At 66.6% G+C, this 14,928-nt stretch carries 16 protein-coding genes; 10 read left to right on the top strand and 6 right to left on the bottom strand.

Going from position 1 to position 14,928, the window contains the following annotated elements; all coding sequences use genetic code 11:
* Window positions 1–78: 78 nt before the first annotated feature.
* The 3 genes from RE429_RS00470 to RE429_RS00460 all read left to right on the top strand — a co-directional run bounded on the left by RE429_RS00470 (window position 79) and on the right by RE429_RS00460 (window position 2,812).
* A complete protein-coding gene (locus RE429_RS00470; RefSeq protein WP_414472458.1) occupies window positions 79–1,473 on the top strand; it encodes a porin in 1,395 nt (464 codons plus the stop codon).
* Window positions 1,474–1,715: 242 nt separating this feature from the next.
* Window positions 1,716–2,090 carry a hypothetical protein gene (locus tag RE429_RS00465; protein WP_414472457.1) on the top strand — a complete coding sequence of 125 codons (375 nt, stop codon included), beginning with the start codon at window positions 1,716–1,718 and terminating at the stop codon, window positions 2,088–2,090.
* Between the two features lie 359 nt (window positions 2,091–2,449).
* On the top strand, window positions 2,450–2,812 hold the full coding sequence (locus tag RE429_RS00460; RefSeq protein WP_414472456.1) for a ComEA family DNA-binding protein: 363 nt from the start codon (window positions 2,450–2,452) through the stop codon (window positions 2,810–2,812).
* Window positions 2,813–2,870: 58 nt separating this feature from the next.
* On the opposite strand, the gene RE429_RS00455 is transcribed toward RE429_RS00460, so the two are convergent.
* Window positions 2,871–3,446 carry a PRC-barrel domain-containing protein gene (locus RE429_RS00455; protein ID WP_414472455.1) on the bottom strand — a complete coding sequence of 192 codons (576 nt, stop codon included), beginning with the start codon at window positions 3,444–3,446 and terminating at the stop codon, window positions 2,871–2,873.
* Window positions 3,447–3,601: 155 nt separating this feature from the next.
* Window positions 3,602–4,024, bottom strand: a complete 423-nt coding sequence (locus tag RE429_RS00450; RefSeq protein ID WP_414472454.1) for an OsmC family protein — start codon at window positions 4,022–4,024, stop codon at window positions 3,602–3,604.
* Window positions 4,025–4,146: 122 nt separating this feature from the next.
* Here RE429_RS00450 and RE429_RS00445 point away from each other — a divergent pair, with 122 nt between their 5' ends.
* Both RE429_RS00445 and RE429_RS00440 read left to right on the top strand, forming a co-directional pair.
* The gene (locus RE429_RS00445) at window positions 4,147–4,785 is read left to right on the top strand and encodes a DUF1345 domain-containing protein (protein WP_414472453.1); all 639 of its coding nucleotides are present in this window, start codon (window positions 4,147–4,149) and stop codon (window positions 4,783–4,785) included.
* Window positions 4,786–4,850: 65 nt separating this feature from the next.
* Window positions 4,851–5,399: a GNAT family N-acetyltransferase gene (locus RE429_RS00440; protein ID WP_414472452.1), complete on the top strand. Its 549-nt coding sequence runs from the start codon at window positions 4,851–4,853 to the stop codon at window positions 5,397–5,399.
* 106 nt (window positions 5,400–5,505) lie between these two features.
* On the opposite strand, the gene RE429_RS00435 is transcribed toward RE429_RS00440, so the two are convergent.
* The 3 genes from RE429_RS00435 to RE429_RS00425 are packed head-to-tail and all read right to left on the bottom strand — an operon-like array spanning window position 5,506 to window position 8,050.
* Complete coding sequence (locus tag RE429_RS00435) at window positions 5,506–6,051, bottom strand: regulatory protein RecX (RefSeq protein ID WP_414472451.1); 546 nt, start codon at window positions 6,049–6,051, stop codon at window positions 5,506–5,508.
* Window positions 6,048–6,800 carry a phosphatase PAP2 family protein gene (locus tag RE429_RS00430; RefSeq protein WP_414472450.1) on the bottom strand — a complete coding sequence of 251 codons (753 nt, stop codon included), beginning with the start codon at window positions 6,798–6,800 and terminating at the stop codon, window positions 6,048–6,050. Before RE429_RS00430 ends, RE429_RS00435 begins: the two co-directional genes overlap by 4 nt.
* Before the next feature lie 56 nt (window positions 6,801–6,856).
* Window positions 6,857–8,050, bottom strand: a complete 1,194-nt coding sequence (locus RE429_RS00425) for a winged helix-turn-helix domain-containing protein (protein ID WP_414472449.1) — start codon at window positions 8,048–8,050, stop codon at window positions 6,857–6,859.
* Window positions 8,051–8,330: 280 nt separating this feature from the next.
* Here RE429_RS00425 and RE429_RS00420 point away from each other — a divergent pair, with 280 nt between their 5' ends.
* Window positions 8,331–9,833, top strand: coding sequence for an MDR family MFS transporter (locus RE429_RS00420; protein WP_414472448.1), 1,503 nt, complete (start codon window positions 8,331–8,333; stop codon window positions 9,831–9,833).
* 186 nt (window positions 9,834–10,019) lie between these two features.
* Here RE429_RS00420 and RE429_RS00415 read toward each other — a convergent pair whose 3' ends face one another.
* Window positions 10,020–10,193 carry a hypothetical protein gene (locus RE429_RS00415; RefSeq protein ID WP_414472447.1) on the bottom strand — a complete coding sequence of 58 codons (174 nt, stop codon included), beginning with the start codon at window positions 10,191–10,193 and terminating at the stop codon, window positions 10,020–10,022.
* A gap of 306 nt (window positions 10,194–10,499) precedes the next feature.
* Here RE429_RS00415 and RE429_RS00410 point away from each other — a divergent pair, with 306 nt between their 5' ends.
* The 4 genes from RE429_RS00410 to RE429_RS00395 all read left to right on the top strand — a co-directional run bounded on the left by RE429_RS00410 (window position 10,500) and on the right by RE429_RS00395 (window position 14,848).
* Window positions 10,500–12,050, top strand: coding sequence for a helicase HerA domain-containing protein (locus RE429_RS00410; protein ID WP_414472446.1), 1,551 nt, complete (start codon window positions 10,500–10,502; stop codon window positions 12,048–12,050).
* A 23-nt stretch (window positions 12,051–12,073) separates the two neighbouring features.
* Entirely contained in the window at window positions 12,074–12,247 is a 174-nt protein-coding gene (locus RE429_RS00405; RefSeq protein ID WP_414472445.1) for a hypothetical protein, read from the top strand.
* A 76-nt stretch (window positions 12,248–12,323) separates the two neighbouring features.
* Window positions 12,324–13,760 (top strand): M20 family metallopeptidase, encoded by a 1,437-nt coding sequence (locus RE429_RS00400; protein ID WP_414472444.1) that lies wholly within the window; start codon window positions 12,324–12,326, stop codon window positions 13,758–13,760.
* A gap of 143 nt (window positions 13,761–13,903) precedes the next feature.
* A complete protein-coding gene (locus RE429_RS00395; RefSeq protein WP_414472443.1) occupies window positions 13,904–14,848 on the top strand; it encodes a ring-cleaving dioxygenase in 945 nt (314 codons plus the stop codon).
* Window positions 14,849–14,928: the final 80 nt, after the last annotated feature.

The following is a 14,928-nucleotide window of genomic DNA, read 5'->3' as shown; positions in this document are numbered from 1 at the left end:
CCATGGGTGGTGAAAGCAGGCTTCCCGTACGGACAAAATGGGTGTGATGCCTGGAGGACCATTGTGATGAAGCCTTTCATGAGCCTTGTCCTCGGATCGGTGGCGGGTCTCGCCACCGTTGCCGGGGCCCGCGCAGCCGACCTGCCTGTCGCAAAAGCTGCTCCCGTCGAGTATGTTCGCGTCTGCTCCACCTACGGCAACGGATTCTTCTACATCCCCGGCACGGAAACGTGCCTGCGTGTCGGCGGTAGGGCGCGTGCCGAGTACCAGTACAGTTCCACCTACAATCGCGACCAGGACGCGGTCGGCTTCTACACCCGCGGCCGCATCCAGCTCGATGTCCGTACCGCGACGGCCTGGGGCCTGCTGCGCACGTTCGTCCGCTACGAGATCACCCGGACGACGGGAACGCCGTTCAACCTGTTCGGCGGAACGGCCGGCGTCAGTAACGGCATTCCCAATACCGGAACGATTTCCACGTCCCCGTCGGTGGCCGAGGCGTTCGTCCAGTTCGGCGGCATGACCGCCGGTCGCGCGGTCTCGTTCTTCTCGGACGGCGACCTTCCGACGGAGCATTTCGGCACCCTGCGCTTCGACGACGCGCCGGACGTGAACCTGCTGGCCTACACCTTCTCCTTCGGCAACGGCTTCTCGGCCACCCTGTCCCTCGAAGACGCCGAAGACCGCCGTCTCCCCGGCTTCATTCCGGGCGGGTTGGAAGCGGCCCAGCTCTTCTATGGCGGCGACCGGATGCCCGACATCGTCGGCAACCTCAAATACGTGGGAACCTGGGGCAACGCTCAGCTCTCCGGCGCGCTCCATCAGCTCCGGAGTCTGGCTCTCACGAACCCGGTCGGCGGACCCGTCATCTTCGGTCCGGGCATCGTCGGCTCGATCCCGGATACCGAATACGGCTTCGCCGTTGCGGGCTATCTGACCTTCAATCTCCCGCAGATCGCCGCGGGAGACGCCCTCTGGATCGCCGCGACCTATACGGACGGGGCCATGGCCTACATGAACGGCGGCAATTCCGTCACCGCCATCGACCCGATCAACGAACTCGGCGCCTCCGGGGCGGTGGGCATGGTCGACGGCTATATCGACCCGATCACCGGGGACATCAAACGCGGTCGTGGCTGGTCCATCGCGGGCGGCCTGCGCCACTACTGGACGCCGGATATCCGCCAGTCGGTCTTCGGCTCGTACATGCGGGTCGAGTACGGCGGAGGCGCTTCCACGATCACTCCGGGCGGGTTCGCCGTGGGACTTTCGGACTTCAACGAGTTGCGTCTCGGCTCGAACCTCATCTGGTCTCCGGTGTCCGGCCTCGATCTCGGCCTCGAGATCATGTACGCCAAGATCGATCCCCGGGGAGACGTGTTCGTGCCGTCGAGCGTGGTAGGCGTGCCCGGGACCGTCCAAAGCTCGTCCCATGGCTGGGAGGGACGGCTGCGCGTGCAGCGTGATTTCTAGAGCATCGAACGCGGGAAGTGGGAACCGGTTTTGCGTGAAAAGATGCTCAAAACCATGATGCTGTAAGGCCCTTCCCGTCCGGATCGGACAGACCTCGCAAGACCTCGCAAAGCCCCGGCGGACTCCGCCGGGGTTTTGACATGACGCCGCCCCGTCATCACAGGAGCGCGATCATGGCTGTTGACGAGGAACGCCGATCCGGTGATCCCGATTGGTATGATGGCCCTCGAAAGGAGGTGCACATGACCAGAACCATCTTCACAACCGTTGCAGTCACAATGTTCGGAGCCGCTGCCATCCTGGCCGGCACAGCCACCGTGTCCCGTGCACAGGACCGGTCCCCTAACGACGCCGCCGCGCTGCTTGAGCCGGTGCAATACGTGCAGCAGGCGCCGCCGCATTATTATCGGACGCCTCACCAGAGGCGGCTGGAGCGCAGGGCGATCATCGGGGAAGAGCCCCTCGTCACAGGCTCGATCCCCGGAGTACCGCCGGTGACTGCGCCCTATCCTCCGTCCCAGGAGTGGCAGCCCTGCCTGCCGGGAGCAGATTGGTGCACGGCTGCGGGCTATCCCAATCTCGGCTATTACCGGCGCCTGGAGGGATACCCGTTCTGACCATCGGACGCGAAAAGTGGACTTGCACGTTTGGATCCATCCGATGCTCCTGACGAACGCAGCGCATCGCTCATGGTGAGAAACCAAGTCCACTTTTTGCACAATTCCCAAGAAGGCAGCTCCCAAGAAGGCAGCCGCGGGTGAGCCGACCGAGGCTGCTCCCCTCATCCCGTTTGCGGGTCGGGCGGCGATGCCGGACGCGGTCCGCACGGGTCGCTTGCCGACGGCGCAAGGCACGTGACAGGCGTCGAGAGGGAATCCGAACGCCAGAAAACAGTCCGTTCAAGGGAGCCTTCGGCCGGTTTCGGCATTCTGAAGACACCGGCTCGATCATGGCTGGCGAACAGAAGGAGGATACAATGCATCTGTCGCGTCTCGGAGCGATCACTGCTCTCGCTTTCCTGCTCACCTCACCGGTTCTGGCGCAGACCACCGCGCCAAGCACCGGCACTCCGGCCAAACCGCCCGCAAGCGCGGCCACACCGGCGCCTGCCGCAAAGCCCGCACCCGGCTCGACAGCCTCGGTCGGCAAGCTCATCGACATCAACTCGGCCTCCAAGGACGAACTCGACAAGCTGCCTCAGATCGGCACCGCACGGGCCGATGCGATCATCCAGGGCCGCCCCTACAAGGCCAAGAGCGATCTCATCGACAAGAAGATCATTCCCCAAAACGCCTATGATGCGATCAAGGACCGCATCATCGCGCATCAGAAATCGTAAATCCCACAAAGAGAAAGGGGCCCCTCGAGGGGCCCCTTTCCCGTATCCGCCGAAGGTTTTAGCGGTTGTACTTGAACTCGGGCATGCCCTTGAGCTGGTCCTTGGTCATGTTGACCAGGGCGTGATCGGGCGCCGCGCGATCGGTCGTGTTGGCCACGGAGCCGGTGGTATTCGGAGCGGTCGTGGTGTTCATGGCCGTATTGCCGGCGCCGGCCGTGCCGGTCGTGCCCGTATTGGACGCCGACGTGTTGGAGCGCGGCTCGTTCACGAACTTGACCTGATCGAATGGAATGGCGACGTCGTGCTCGCCCATGCCGAGGAAGCCGCCGACGCCGACCACGACGGCCTGGACCTTGCCGCTGTCGTCGAGCAGCAATTCGCTGATGTCGCCGATCTTCTCATTGTTGTTGTTGTAGACGTTCAGCCCATCGAGCTTCGAGGCGCGCCACTGACCAGGCTGCATCTGGGTCATGACGGTGCCGCTGTTGACGCTCGGCGAGCTGGTGGTGGTGTTCATCGTCGGGGCCGCGCCGGTCGAGGGGTTCGTCGTGGTGCCGGACGAAGTCTGCGCCAGGGCCGGAGCCGCGAAGAGAGCCGAACCCAGCAGAGCCACAGCAAGATGTTTCGCAACCATGAGTATTCCTCCTAAGCGTGAGAGTACGGCGTGAAGCGCCGCTTGGTGTCTCAACGGGCTAACTGGGAATTGGTTCTGTCGATGAGGCCAGAGAATCGCGAGCTTTCAAAAATCATGGCCGGGACGAGCCCGGCCATCCTAGGAAACATGTCGGTTCACGCCAGAGTGAAATCCATGGTGATTTCGGCGTTAAGCACTTTCGAGACCGGGCAATTCTTCTCTGCCGCGCGGGCGAGTTCCTCGAACTTGGCGCCGTCGATTCCCGGAACATTGGCGTTGAGCGTCAGTGCCGATTTCGTGATCACGAATCCGTCGCCCTGCCGCTCGATCGATACCACGGCCTCGGTGGAGAGTTCCGTCGGCGTAAAGCCCGCTCCCTGCAGCTGGAAGGCAAGCGCCATGGTGAAGCAGCCGGCATGCGCGGCGGCAATCAGCTCCTCCGGATTGGTGCCCTTCTCGTTCTCGAACCGGGTCTTGAAGGAATAGGGGGTGGACGACAGCACGCCCGAATCCGACGTCAGCTGCCCGGACCCATCCTTGCCCGTGCCCTGCCAGATGGCTCTTGCCTTGCGGTTCATCGCGATCTCCTTTGAAGGTTGACGGGGGTGATGTAGGACAAAGCTCATGGGACTCCAGTCGGGGCCTGCAGAACAGCGTTGCCGCCGGGTCGGCCCCGAGGCCCGGCCGAACGAGACAGTCGATGCTTCATCTCCAATCCCGCTTGCGGCCCCGGCTCTTCGGGTCGACCCTCCTGGCGATCATCGTCTACGCCGTCCAGCCGCAGGCCTGGGCAACGGTCTCGCGGTTTCTGGTGGCGTGGGATGTCGGCGTTGTCTGCTACCTGGCGCTGGCCGGAATCGTGGCGGCGCGCTCGACCACGGCCATGATGCAGAAGCGGGCCGCGGAGGAAGACGAGAAGGCGGTGGTCTTCCTGATCCTGACCCTGTCCGCCGCCGTGGCCAGCCTCGCGGCCATCGGGATCGAGCTGGCCGGGATCCACAATGCAGGCGGCCAGGAGGCCTTCCGGCTGACGATCGCGGCGATCACGATCCTGTGCTCCTGGTTCTTCGTACACACGATCTACGCCATTCACTACGCTCATGAGTATTACGGCGACAAAGGCGAGCGGAGAGGCCTGATCTTCCCGCACGACGACAAGCCCGATTATTGGGATTTCCTGTACTTTTCGTTCAATTTCGGCGCAGCCGCCCAGACCTCGGACGTGATGATCGTCTCAAAGCGCATGCGCCGCCTGAGCCTGGCGCACGCGATGCTGGCGTTCCTGTTCAACACCACCATCCTGGCTCTTGCCGTGAACGTGGGGGCGGGGCTGCTCTAAAGAGCCGACCGCCCGCGCAACGCATCTCCATTGCATTGCGCCCGCGGTCGCCGCAAATTGTCGCGATGTCCATATCCTCCCATTCCGCCGCTCCCACGCTCGAGACGGAGCGGCTCGTCCTTCGCATGCACGGCATCGCCGACTTCACGGAAAGCCTTGCGCTCTGGCGCGACCCGGAGGTGACGCGCTTCCTCGGCGGCAGGCCCTTCACCCGGGAGGAGATCTGGGGCCGCCTCGTTCGCTATGTGGGACATTGGGCGCTCATGGGCTTCGGCTATTGGGCCGTCGAGGAGAAGGCCACCGGCCGCTTCCTCGGCGAGGTCGGCTTCGCGGATTTCAAGCGCAATATCGAGCCGTCGTTCGACGGCATGCCGGAGGTCGGGTGGATGATCGCGCCCCATGCTCACGGCAGGGGCTACGCCACGGAGGCCGTGCGCGCCGCGATCGCCTGGGGCGATGCTCACTTCGAAGGCCCGCGAACCGTCTGCATCGTCGCTCCGGAGAACCGGTCCTCGATCCGCGTCGCCGAGAAATGCGGATACCGGGAGTTGCTGCGCACGACCTACAAGGACAATCCGATGATCATGTTCGCGCGGGACAATCCGAAGGCTTAGCGCATCGTGCGGCCCTTCGGGTCCGCTCAAACGATGCGCTTCTCACGTCTATGGTCCTGAGCATCTTGTCACGGAAAACCGGCGCCCGCTTTTCACGTCCGATGCTCTAAGCGTCCGCGTCGTCTCCCTCACCGTCGATGACGCTGCGCGCCACGTCGAAGCGGAACCCGGCGCGCGCCATGGCCGCGAGGTCCTTGTCGCGGTAGGGCGCGCGCTCGCCGGGGCGATAGGGCCCGAGCTTGCGGCGGCGGGCGAAGGCATGGGCGGCCTTGTCCTCGTCGTCCTCCTCGCCGCCTTCGAGCGCGGCCGCGATGGTGCCGCGATCGAGGCCCTTGGCCGAGAGCTTCGCCTGGATGGCGCGCGCCGAACCGCCGCGGCGGCGCAAGGTCGCCACGCGGGCCTCCGCGTAGCGGGTGTCGTCGAGAAGGCCGGTGCGCAGGCTTTTGGCTACCACCTCGTCGATCATGTCATGAAACGCCGCCGGATCCTCGCCGCGCAGGCGGCAGCGCCTGTCGGCCTTGCGCCTCAGGACGCGGCGCAGATTCTCGGCCGAGGACGCATAGCGTTCGAGATAGGCGAGCGCCGCCCGCTGGAGATAGGCCGGGGTGACCTTTCCCGGGATCTTCCGGATGGGCTTTTCGTCCTCGGTCATGTCCGGTCGGCCTCGGGCGGAAGGGAGGTCTCGCCCGGCCTCTCCACCTGGCCCTTGCGCTGCAATTGCAGGGCCACGAACCAGCAGAGGGACGCCCAGGCCGCCCCCACGGCCCAGCCGGCCAGCACGTCGCTCGGCCAGTGCACGCCGAGATAGACGCGGCTTGCCCCGACCAGGAGGGTCAGGGCGATGGCGAGACCCATGATGAAGGCCTTGATGCGGCGGCTTTTCTCCATGCGGGCGAGAAGAGCCCCGAGCGTCAGATAGGTGATGGCCGACAGCATGGCATGGCCGCTTGGGAAGCTTGCCGTGTAGACCCGCGTGGCATGAGGAACGAGGTCGGGCCGGGGCCGCTCGAAGCCGAGCTTGAGTCCTGCCGAGAGCAGCGCGCCGCCGACCACGGACGCGAGCACGAGCAGGGCGGCGGCGCGTTTTCCCGCCATCAGCAGATAGGCGACCGCCGCGGCCGTCAGCAAGGTGAGGATCGCGTAGCCGCCGAGCCCCGTGAAGTCGCGCGCCGACTCCTCCAGCCAGCCGGGGCCGATGGGGTCGGCGAGATTATGGGGGTTGCGCAGGGCCAAAAGAACGACGCTGTCGAAGGCATGGGTCTCGCCCTCGAGAACCTCGCCGGCCAGGGCGATGAAGGCCCAGGCGAAGAGGCCGCAGGCGGCCATGGAGACGAGCGGCCCGATTTCGTTGAGCCGGAGGCGAAGCCACAGGCTTCTGACGGAGGAGAGATACCTGTTCATGCCCGCCGGAAATAGGGGCGGGCGGCGATCCGGCGAGGCCATGTCGAACCTTGAGGTCAGAAGCCGAGCCGTCCGCGCCATGCCTTGGGCGCGTCGATGCGGGCGAGCCCCAGCCATTCGGCCATCAGGCGAAGCTCCTCGCTGAGAGGGGGGGCGATCTCTTCCGGCGCGACGGAGGCCTCGGGGTGGATGGAGTGGACCACGAGGGCGCCCCGGGCGCGGTCGGCCTTCAGGTCCAGGCGGCCGACGATCCTTTCGCCGAGCAGGAAGGGCAGGCAGTAATAGCCGAATTCGCGCTTTTCGGCGGGCGTGTAGATCTCGATCCGGTACCGGAAATCGAACAGGCGCTCCGTGCGCGTGCGCTCCCAGACGATCGGATCGAAGGGCGACACGAGGGAGCGCGCTTCGATCCGGCGCGGAAATCTCGCCTGCGGATCGAGATAGACCGGCCCGTTCCAGCCCTCGACCGCGACGGGGACGAGATCGCCCGCCTCCACGAGCTCGGGGATGCGGGCTTTCGCGTCTTGCGCCTCGAGGCGGAAATAATCGCGCAGGCAGCGCTCGGAGGCGATCCCCAGGGCGCGGATCGAGCGTCTCAGGAGCTCGCGCTGCGCCTCGTCCTCGGCGGGCGTCGCCGTGTTCAGCACGTCCGACGGCAAGGCCCGCTCCGGCAGGTCGTAGATGCGCTCGAAGCCCCGCCTCGTCGCGGTCGTCACCTCGCCGGCCCAGAACAGCCATTCGAGGGCGCGCTTGCCGTCGCTCCAGCCCCACCAGGCGCCCTGGCTCTTGCCCCCGATGGAGAGGTCGCCGGCTCCGATGGGCCCCCGCGTCCGGATCTCCCGCCGCACCTCCTCGATGAAGCCGCGCTTCTCCCGTCCGAACCGCGCGAGCCCGCCATAGATCCCTTCGCCCCTTGCGGCGCGCGCCATGCGCCAGCGGAACTGGGGGTGAAGATCGAGGGAAATCAGGGAGGCTTCGTGGCCCCAGTACTCGAAGGTCTCCCGCTTCCTGCGATGATAGGCGAGGCTTTCGAGCAGGTCCCGGTCATAGGCCCCGAGCCGGGAGAAGAGCGGCATGTAATGGGCGCGCACCAGCACGTTCACCGAATCGATCTGCAGGAGGTGCGAGCGCTTCAGCAGGCGTTTCACGTGGCGGGCATTCGCGCCGTCGGGCCGCGCCTCGTGAAATCCTTGGGCGGCGAGGGCGATGCGGCGGGCCTGAGCGAGGGAGAGCTTGGTGCGGGCGGTCATGGGCTCGGTGCGAAACAGACATCCAGCTAGCGTGACCGCGAGGCTTTGGGCAAGGGCCTTTCGCCATATGTCCCGGCTCCTAGCAGTTGCGGATCCTTTCACGAACCTTCATGGGAAACACCCGGTTGCGTGAACCGTTCTCTCCAGCGACGGCGTGGCCCCTCCGGGGCGTCCGGAGCCGGCGCACCGCCACTTCCGGTGCATATCTGCCCTGCAAAAGGATTTGAGACAAACCCGCGCCGATCTCCTAGACGGGCGAGCCCAACCGCGAAGGATGAAGATGGATCAGCCAGTCCCCCAGGCCACGAGAGGCCATGCAGCTCCTGCCCTGAGCCATGCCGAGATCCGCACCATCATCGTCGGCATCATGCTCGCGATGCTGCTGGCGGCCCTCGACCAGACCATCATCGCGACGGCGCTTCCCACCATCGGCCGCGAGCTCGGCGATCTCGAGCACCTGCCCTGGGTGGTGACGGTCTATCTCCTGACCTCCACGGCCGTCACGCCCCTCTACGGCAAGTTCAGCGACAGTCACGGCCGGCGGGGCACCATGCTGATCGGCATCGTGATCTTCATCCTCGGCTCGATCGCCTGCGCGGCCGCGCCCAATATGCTCGTGCTCATCCTCGCGCGCGGCCTGCAGGGCCTCGGGGGAGGTGGTCTCATCGCGCTCGCCCAGACCATCGTGGCCGATATCGTGGCTCCCCGGGACCGGGGAAAGTACCAGGTCTATTTCGCCAGCGTCTTCATGACGTCGAGCCTGATCGGCCCGGTGCTCGGCGGGTTCTTCGCGGAGCATCTGCACTGGTCGGTGATCTTCTGGATCAACCTGCCGCTCGGTCTCGTCGCCTTCTTCCTGGTCTCCCACAGCCTCAAGAAGCTGCCGCGCCACGACCACCCCCACAAGCTCGACGTCCTCGGCGCCCTGCTGCTCGTCAGCGCCACGGTCTCGCTGCTCCTGGCCCTGAGCTGGGGCGGCCTGCGCTATCCCTGGCTCTCCCTGCCGATCTTCGGCCTCGTCCTGGGCTCCCTGGTTCTGTGGGGCCTGTTCGCGGCCCGCATGCGCCTCGCGCCGGAGCCGCTGATCCCGCCGGGCGTGCTGCACAATCCCGTGGTGCGCATGGGCGTGCTCTCCGCCTGCTTCGGCATGGGCACCTATATCGGGCTCACCATCTACCTGCCGGTCTATTTCGAGGCCGTGCGCGGGCTCTCCGCTTCCATGTCGGGGCTGGCGCTCATCCCGCTCATGGCCGGTACCGTCTGCGGCGCCACGATCTCCGGGCGCAGCATGGCCAGAGTGGACCATTACAAGCGCCTGCCCATGATCGGCCTCCTCGTCGCCATGGTGGCGACCGGCCTGCTCGCGGCTTTCGCCCATACCCTGCCCCTCGTCATGGTCGAAGTTCTGCTCGCGGTCATCAGCATCGGGCTCGGCACGCTGCTCCCGGTCTCGACGGTCGCGATTCAGAACGCGGTGCTGCCGCACGAACTCGGCACCGCCACGGGCACGGCCAATTTTTTCCGTTCCCTCGGCGGCGCGCTCATCGTGGCGGTCTTCGGCGCCATCGTGCTCAGCGGGGCGGGGCTCTCGGGAGCGGCGAGCTTCGAGAGCCTGGCGGGCGCGGCGGCGCAGAGCGGCATCGATCTCGGCGGCATCTTCGCCTACGTCTTCGTCGCCGCCGTGGTGGGCTTCGGCCTGGCGCTGGCCTTCCTGGTCGCCATGGAGGAACGGCCCCTGCGCGGCGGCGCCGCGAGGGCGGCGGAAGCGGCGATCGCGGATTAGAGCATCGGACGCGAAAAGTGGGCACCGGTTTTGCGTGGAAAGATGCTCAGGCAAGGAGAGCATCGGACGCGAAAAGTGGGCACCGGTTTTGCGGGGAAAGATGCTCAGGCAAGGAGAGCATCGGACGCGAAAAGTGGGCACCGGTTTTGCGGGGAAAGATGCTCGAAAGCATAGACTTCACGCATCTCAGACCCGCCCGCGAATCAGGATCCACGCGGCCCCGAGGACGATCAGCAGGACGAGGATGATCCCGGTCGTCTCGAAGACGGTCTCGGCCCGCTGCTCCGCGGCCGGGGGTGGGCCGAGATCGGCTCCTTGATCGAGGATCGGGCGGCGACCGAGCGCATTGAGAACCGGCACGTCCGGCACGTCCCGACCGGCGGACGGAAAGGACGCCGGGAGCCGGGATATGCGACGGCACGGATTCCTCCGGAGCTTGTGCGGGAATCGCAGCTTGGCCTTGGTCGTGGCCCGAAACGTGGCCGGTTTCCGTCAAACCTGCGGCGTCATGCCTGGGGATAGCGGGGCTTGCCTGTGGAGGAACCCGCCACCCTGGGCACATTCACGAGCCCTGCCGTGTTAGCGGATCGGGCCTGAAGGGCATTCCCCTTTCGGGTCCGATGCTCTAGGACCGGAACGAATTTCGAACATGGAAGAGGGAGGCTGATGAAGGTCGGCATCGACATGGGGGCGGTTTCCTCCACCCCCGGAGGACAAAGGGCCCAGCTCGATCTGGAAGAGCTTCTGGCGACGCGTCTGCTCGTCCAGGGCAATTCCGGGTCCGGCAAATCCCACCTCCTGCGCCGCCTTCTCGAGCAGAGCGCATCCCTCGTCCAGCAGGCCGTCATCGACCCCGAGGGCGATTTCGTCACGCTCGCCGACAGGTTCGGCCATGTGGTGGTGGACGCCTCCCGCAGCGAGGGCGACATCCAGCGCATCGCCGCCCGGGTGCGCCAGCACCGGGTCTCGGTGGTCCTGAGCCTGGAGGGCCTCGACGCCGAGGCGCAGATGCGCTGCGCCGCCGCCTTCCTGGGCGGTCTTTTCGATGCGGAGCGCGACTTCTGGTATCCGATGCTCGTGGTCGTGGACGAGGCGCAGCTCTTCGCCCCGGCCGCCGCGGGCGAGGTGTCGGACGAGGCCAGAAAGGTCTCGCTCGGGGCCATGACCAACCTCATGTGCCGCGGCCGCAAGCGCGGGCTTGCAGGCATCATCGCCACCCAGCGCCTGGCGAAACTCGCCAAGAACGTGGCGGCGGAAGCCTCGAACTTCCTCATGGGCCGCACCTTCCTCGATATCGACATGGCGCGCGCCGCCGACCTTCTGGGCATGGAGCGCCGCCAGGCCGAGATGTTCCGCGATCTCGAGCGCGGCCATTTCGTGGCGCTCGGCCCCGCGCTCTCGCGCCGCCCGCTGCCGATCCGCATCGGCGAGGTGGAGACCGCCGCCCGCTCGGGCTCCTTCAAGCTGATGCCGCTGCCCGAGCAGCAGAGGGAGGATGCGCGCGACCTCATCTTCAAGGCCGGCGAGGACGAGATGGCCGCCCGCCCGGTCCTGCCGCGCCGCACCCCGCCTCCGCCGCCGGCGCCCTCCACCAACGATCTCCTGGCCCAACTCGCCCGCACCCGCGCGGCGGCCGCGCCGGAGCCCCAGGCCGAGGAGGTCACGGCGGAGACGAAGGCCGAGCGCGAGGCGACCCTCGATGCGATCCTGCGCGAGATCCTGGACGACCCCGAGGCCGCCTTCCGGTCCGTGGCCGTGCTCTATCAGGACTTCCTCGTGCGCTGCCGCATCCGCCGCATTTCCGGAGAGCCCTTGAACCTCAACACTTTCCGCCGCCGCCTGGCGGTCGCCCGCGCGGGCGTCGATACGGCTACGGCCGACGGCACCGAATGGGACCGCGCGGTCGCCTTCGCGGGCGCGCTGGAAGAGGACATTCAGGGCGTTTATCTGCTGCTCGCCCGTGCCGCGATGGAAAGCTCCGCGTGCCCGCCGGACGGCGAGATCGCCCGCGCCTGCGGCAGCCGTTCGCCCGGTCGTGCGCGCCGTCTCATCGCCTATATGGAAAGCCGCAACATCGTCGTGACCCGCAACGACCCGCGCGGGCTCCGCATCATCGCTCTGCCGGATCTGGGCTGGGAGACCGGTCCGGGCGATCCGAACGCCTTCGAGGAGCCGGTCGCCGCGCCGGACACCCGCGACCTGTTCGCGACGGGGTGAAGGCGGATTGGCCGGGCTATAGAGTGGCGGGGTTGGCCGCGCACCGGCACATCAGGGCGATGGGAACCAGCTGGGGCGCGATCTTTCGCCCGCAGTCCCGCATCCGTCCCGGCGACGTCATCGTCAGGACCGTCTACGAATACGGCATCGACCACGCCCGCGCCGCCGAGGCGCGCATGAACGGCATGGACTCCTGAGTCGCCCGGCCCTTTCCCATTGGGCAAACCGGAGATAGTTTGCCCGCCACGCACCATTTGAAGAGACAATCCCGCCATGCAGAACGATCCCTTGAGCCTTAATGAAATCGTCCGTCGCGTGAACGCGAAGGCCGCCGATTACTGCGCCCTGAGCGACCGCATCTGGGCGATGCCGGAACTCGCTTTCGAGGAGCATCGCTCGGTCGCCGAACAGATCGCCATGCTGGAGCGCGAGGGCTTCCGGATCACGAAGAAAGTGGGCGGCATGGCCACCGCCTTCGTGGCCGAATACGGCAAAGGCGGCCCCATCGTGGGCATCCTTGGCGAGTTCGATGCGCTGCCCGACCTCGCTCAGGTGTCGGGCCTGACCGAGCACCGGCCGACCGCGAAGGGCACGCCGGGGCACGGCTGCGGGCACAACCTCCTCGGTTCCGGTTCGGCGCTGGCCGCGGTGGCGCTCAAGGACGCGCTGGAGGCGGAGGGCATCGCCGGCACGGTGCGCTATTACGGCTGTCCGGCGGAGGAGAGCGGCTCCGGCAAGACCTTCATGGCGCGCGAGGGCCTGTTCGACGATCTCGACGCCGCCTTCTGCTGGCATCCGAGCGTGGTCAACGAAGTGCAGACCACCTCGTCGCTCGCCTGCATCCAGGCCTATTTCCGCTTCACAGGCCGCGCGGCCCATGCGGCGGCCGCTCCCCATGTGGGCCGCAGCGCGCTCGACGCGGTGGAACTCATGAACGTGGGCGTGAACTACATGCGCGAGCACATGCCCTCCGACGCGCGCGTGCATTACGCCATCACCAACACGGGCGGCGACGCGCCCAACGTGGTGCAGGCCTATGCGGAATCCCTCTATCTCGTGCGCTCGCCGCATCTGCCGGACGCGGAGCGTCTGTTCGAGCGCGTGAAGAAGATCGCGGAAGGCGCGTCCCTGATGACGGAGACGTCCTTCACCGTGCAGATCACGGATGCGACCTCGAACGTCGTGCCCAACAAGGTGCTGCAGGAGGTCATGTACGAGAACATGAAGCGCCTCGGCGGCCCGGGCTTCGACGAGGCGGATTATGCCTTCGCGGGCGAGCTGCAGAAGAAGGCGCTCACGAAGGAGGAGATCCTCGCGAGCGTCACCCCGCACGATCGCTCGCTCGCCACGGAGGTGCTGCACGACGGCCTGCTCTCCATGCCGACCCGGGAGGTGGTCCAGATGGGCACCACGGATGTCGGCGACGTGAGCTGGATCGTCCCGACCGTGCAGTGCCATGCGGCCTGTTTCGCCATCGGAACCCCGTTCCACACCTGGCAGCTCGTCGCCCAGGGCAACCTGCCCGCAGCCCACAAGGGCATGGTGCTCGCCGCCAAGGCCATGGCCACCACGGCGGCCGATTGCCTGCGCAATCCCGACATCATCGCCCGCGCCAAGGCGGAGCTGAAGGAGCGCACGGGCGGAAGGGCCTATCTCTGCCCGATCCCGCCGGAAGTGACGCCGGACGATCTGCGCGCCAAGGCCGCCTGACGCTCGTCCTTTCACAGCTGCAAGGGACTCGGCTTGAAATGAGCCGGGTTTTTGCATTTCAGCAAGGTCCTCTTGGCGCGCGGCAGGGTCGCGATCCTGACGTCCCGGCCCTATCTTCCGGTCGACATCCATGGAGCATTCCCATGAAACTGACCGGAATTCACCATCTCACCGCCGTCACGGCCGACGCGTCCGGCAACCACGCCTTCTACACCCAGGCGCTCGGCATGCGGCTCGTGAAGAAGACCGTGAACCAGGACGACGTGAGCGCTTATCACCTCTTCTATGCGGACGGTAAGGCCACGCCCGGCACCGACATCACCTTCTTCGACTGGCCGGTGGTGCGCGAGCAGCGCGGCACCCACAGCATCACGCGCACGGGCCTTCGCGTGAACGGCGAGCAGGCGCTGCAATGGTGGAAGGATCGCCTGACCTCCCTCGATATCGCGCATCGGCCGGTCGCCGAGCGCGACGGCCGGCTCGTTCTCGATTTCGAGGATTTCGAAGGCCAGCGCCTGAGCCTCATCGATGACGGCGGGCAGGGCGAGGCGCATCCGTGGGAGCGCAGCCCCATCCCGGCGGAATACCAGATCCGGGGCCTCGGCCCCATCACCATCAGCGTTCCGAAGCCCGAGCGCACGGCCCTCGTGCTGACCGCCGCCATGGACATGCGGGCGGCCCGCGAGTATCGCATCGGCGACACGCCCGTCCATGTGTTCGAGATGGGCGAGGGCGGGCCTGCCGCGGAATTGCACATGGCCGTGGAGCCCGATCTGCCGTTCGCGCAGCCGGGGGCCGGCGGCGTGCACCATGTGGCGTTCCGCACCCCGAACGAGCAGACCTATCAGGAATGCTGGGAGCGGCTGCAGAGTCTGCGGGCGCCGTCGAGCGGTCCGGTGGACCGCTATTATTTCCGCAGCCTCTATTTCCGCGAGCCCAACGGCATTCTGTTCGAGATCGCCACCGACGGTCCCGGCTTCGCCACGGACGAGCCCATGGAGACGCTCGGCGAAAGCCTCGCCCTGCCGCCCTTCCTGGAGCCGCGGCGTGCCGAGATCGAGGCGGGCCTGAAGCCGTTGAGCGCCTGAAGGCCTTGCAAATCCGCGATTCGAACCGCCTTGCCGAAGAGGCGAGGCGGTTCGAAATCGCGGTCAATCCTGCCCTTGAC

The organism is Microvirga sp. M2 (assembly GCF_047497095.1).
Taxonomy (GTDB): Bacteria; Pseudomonadota; Alphaproteobacteria; order Rhizobiales; family Beijerinckiaceae; genus Microvirga.
The sequence above is the reverse complement of the archived record's forward strand: the minus strand, read 5'-3'. Positions and strand labels throughout refer to the sequence as shown.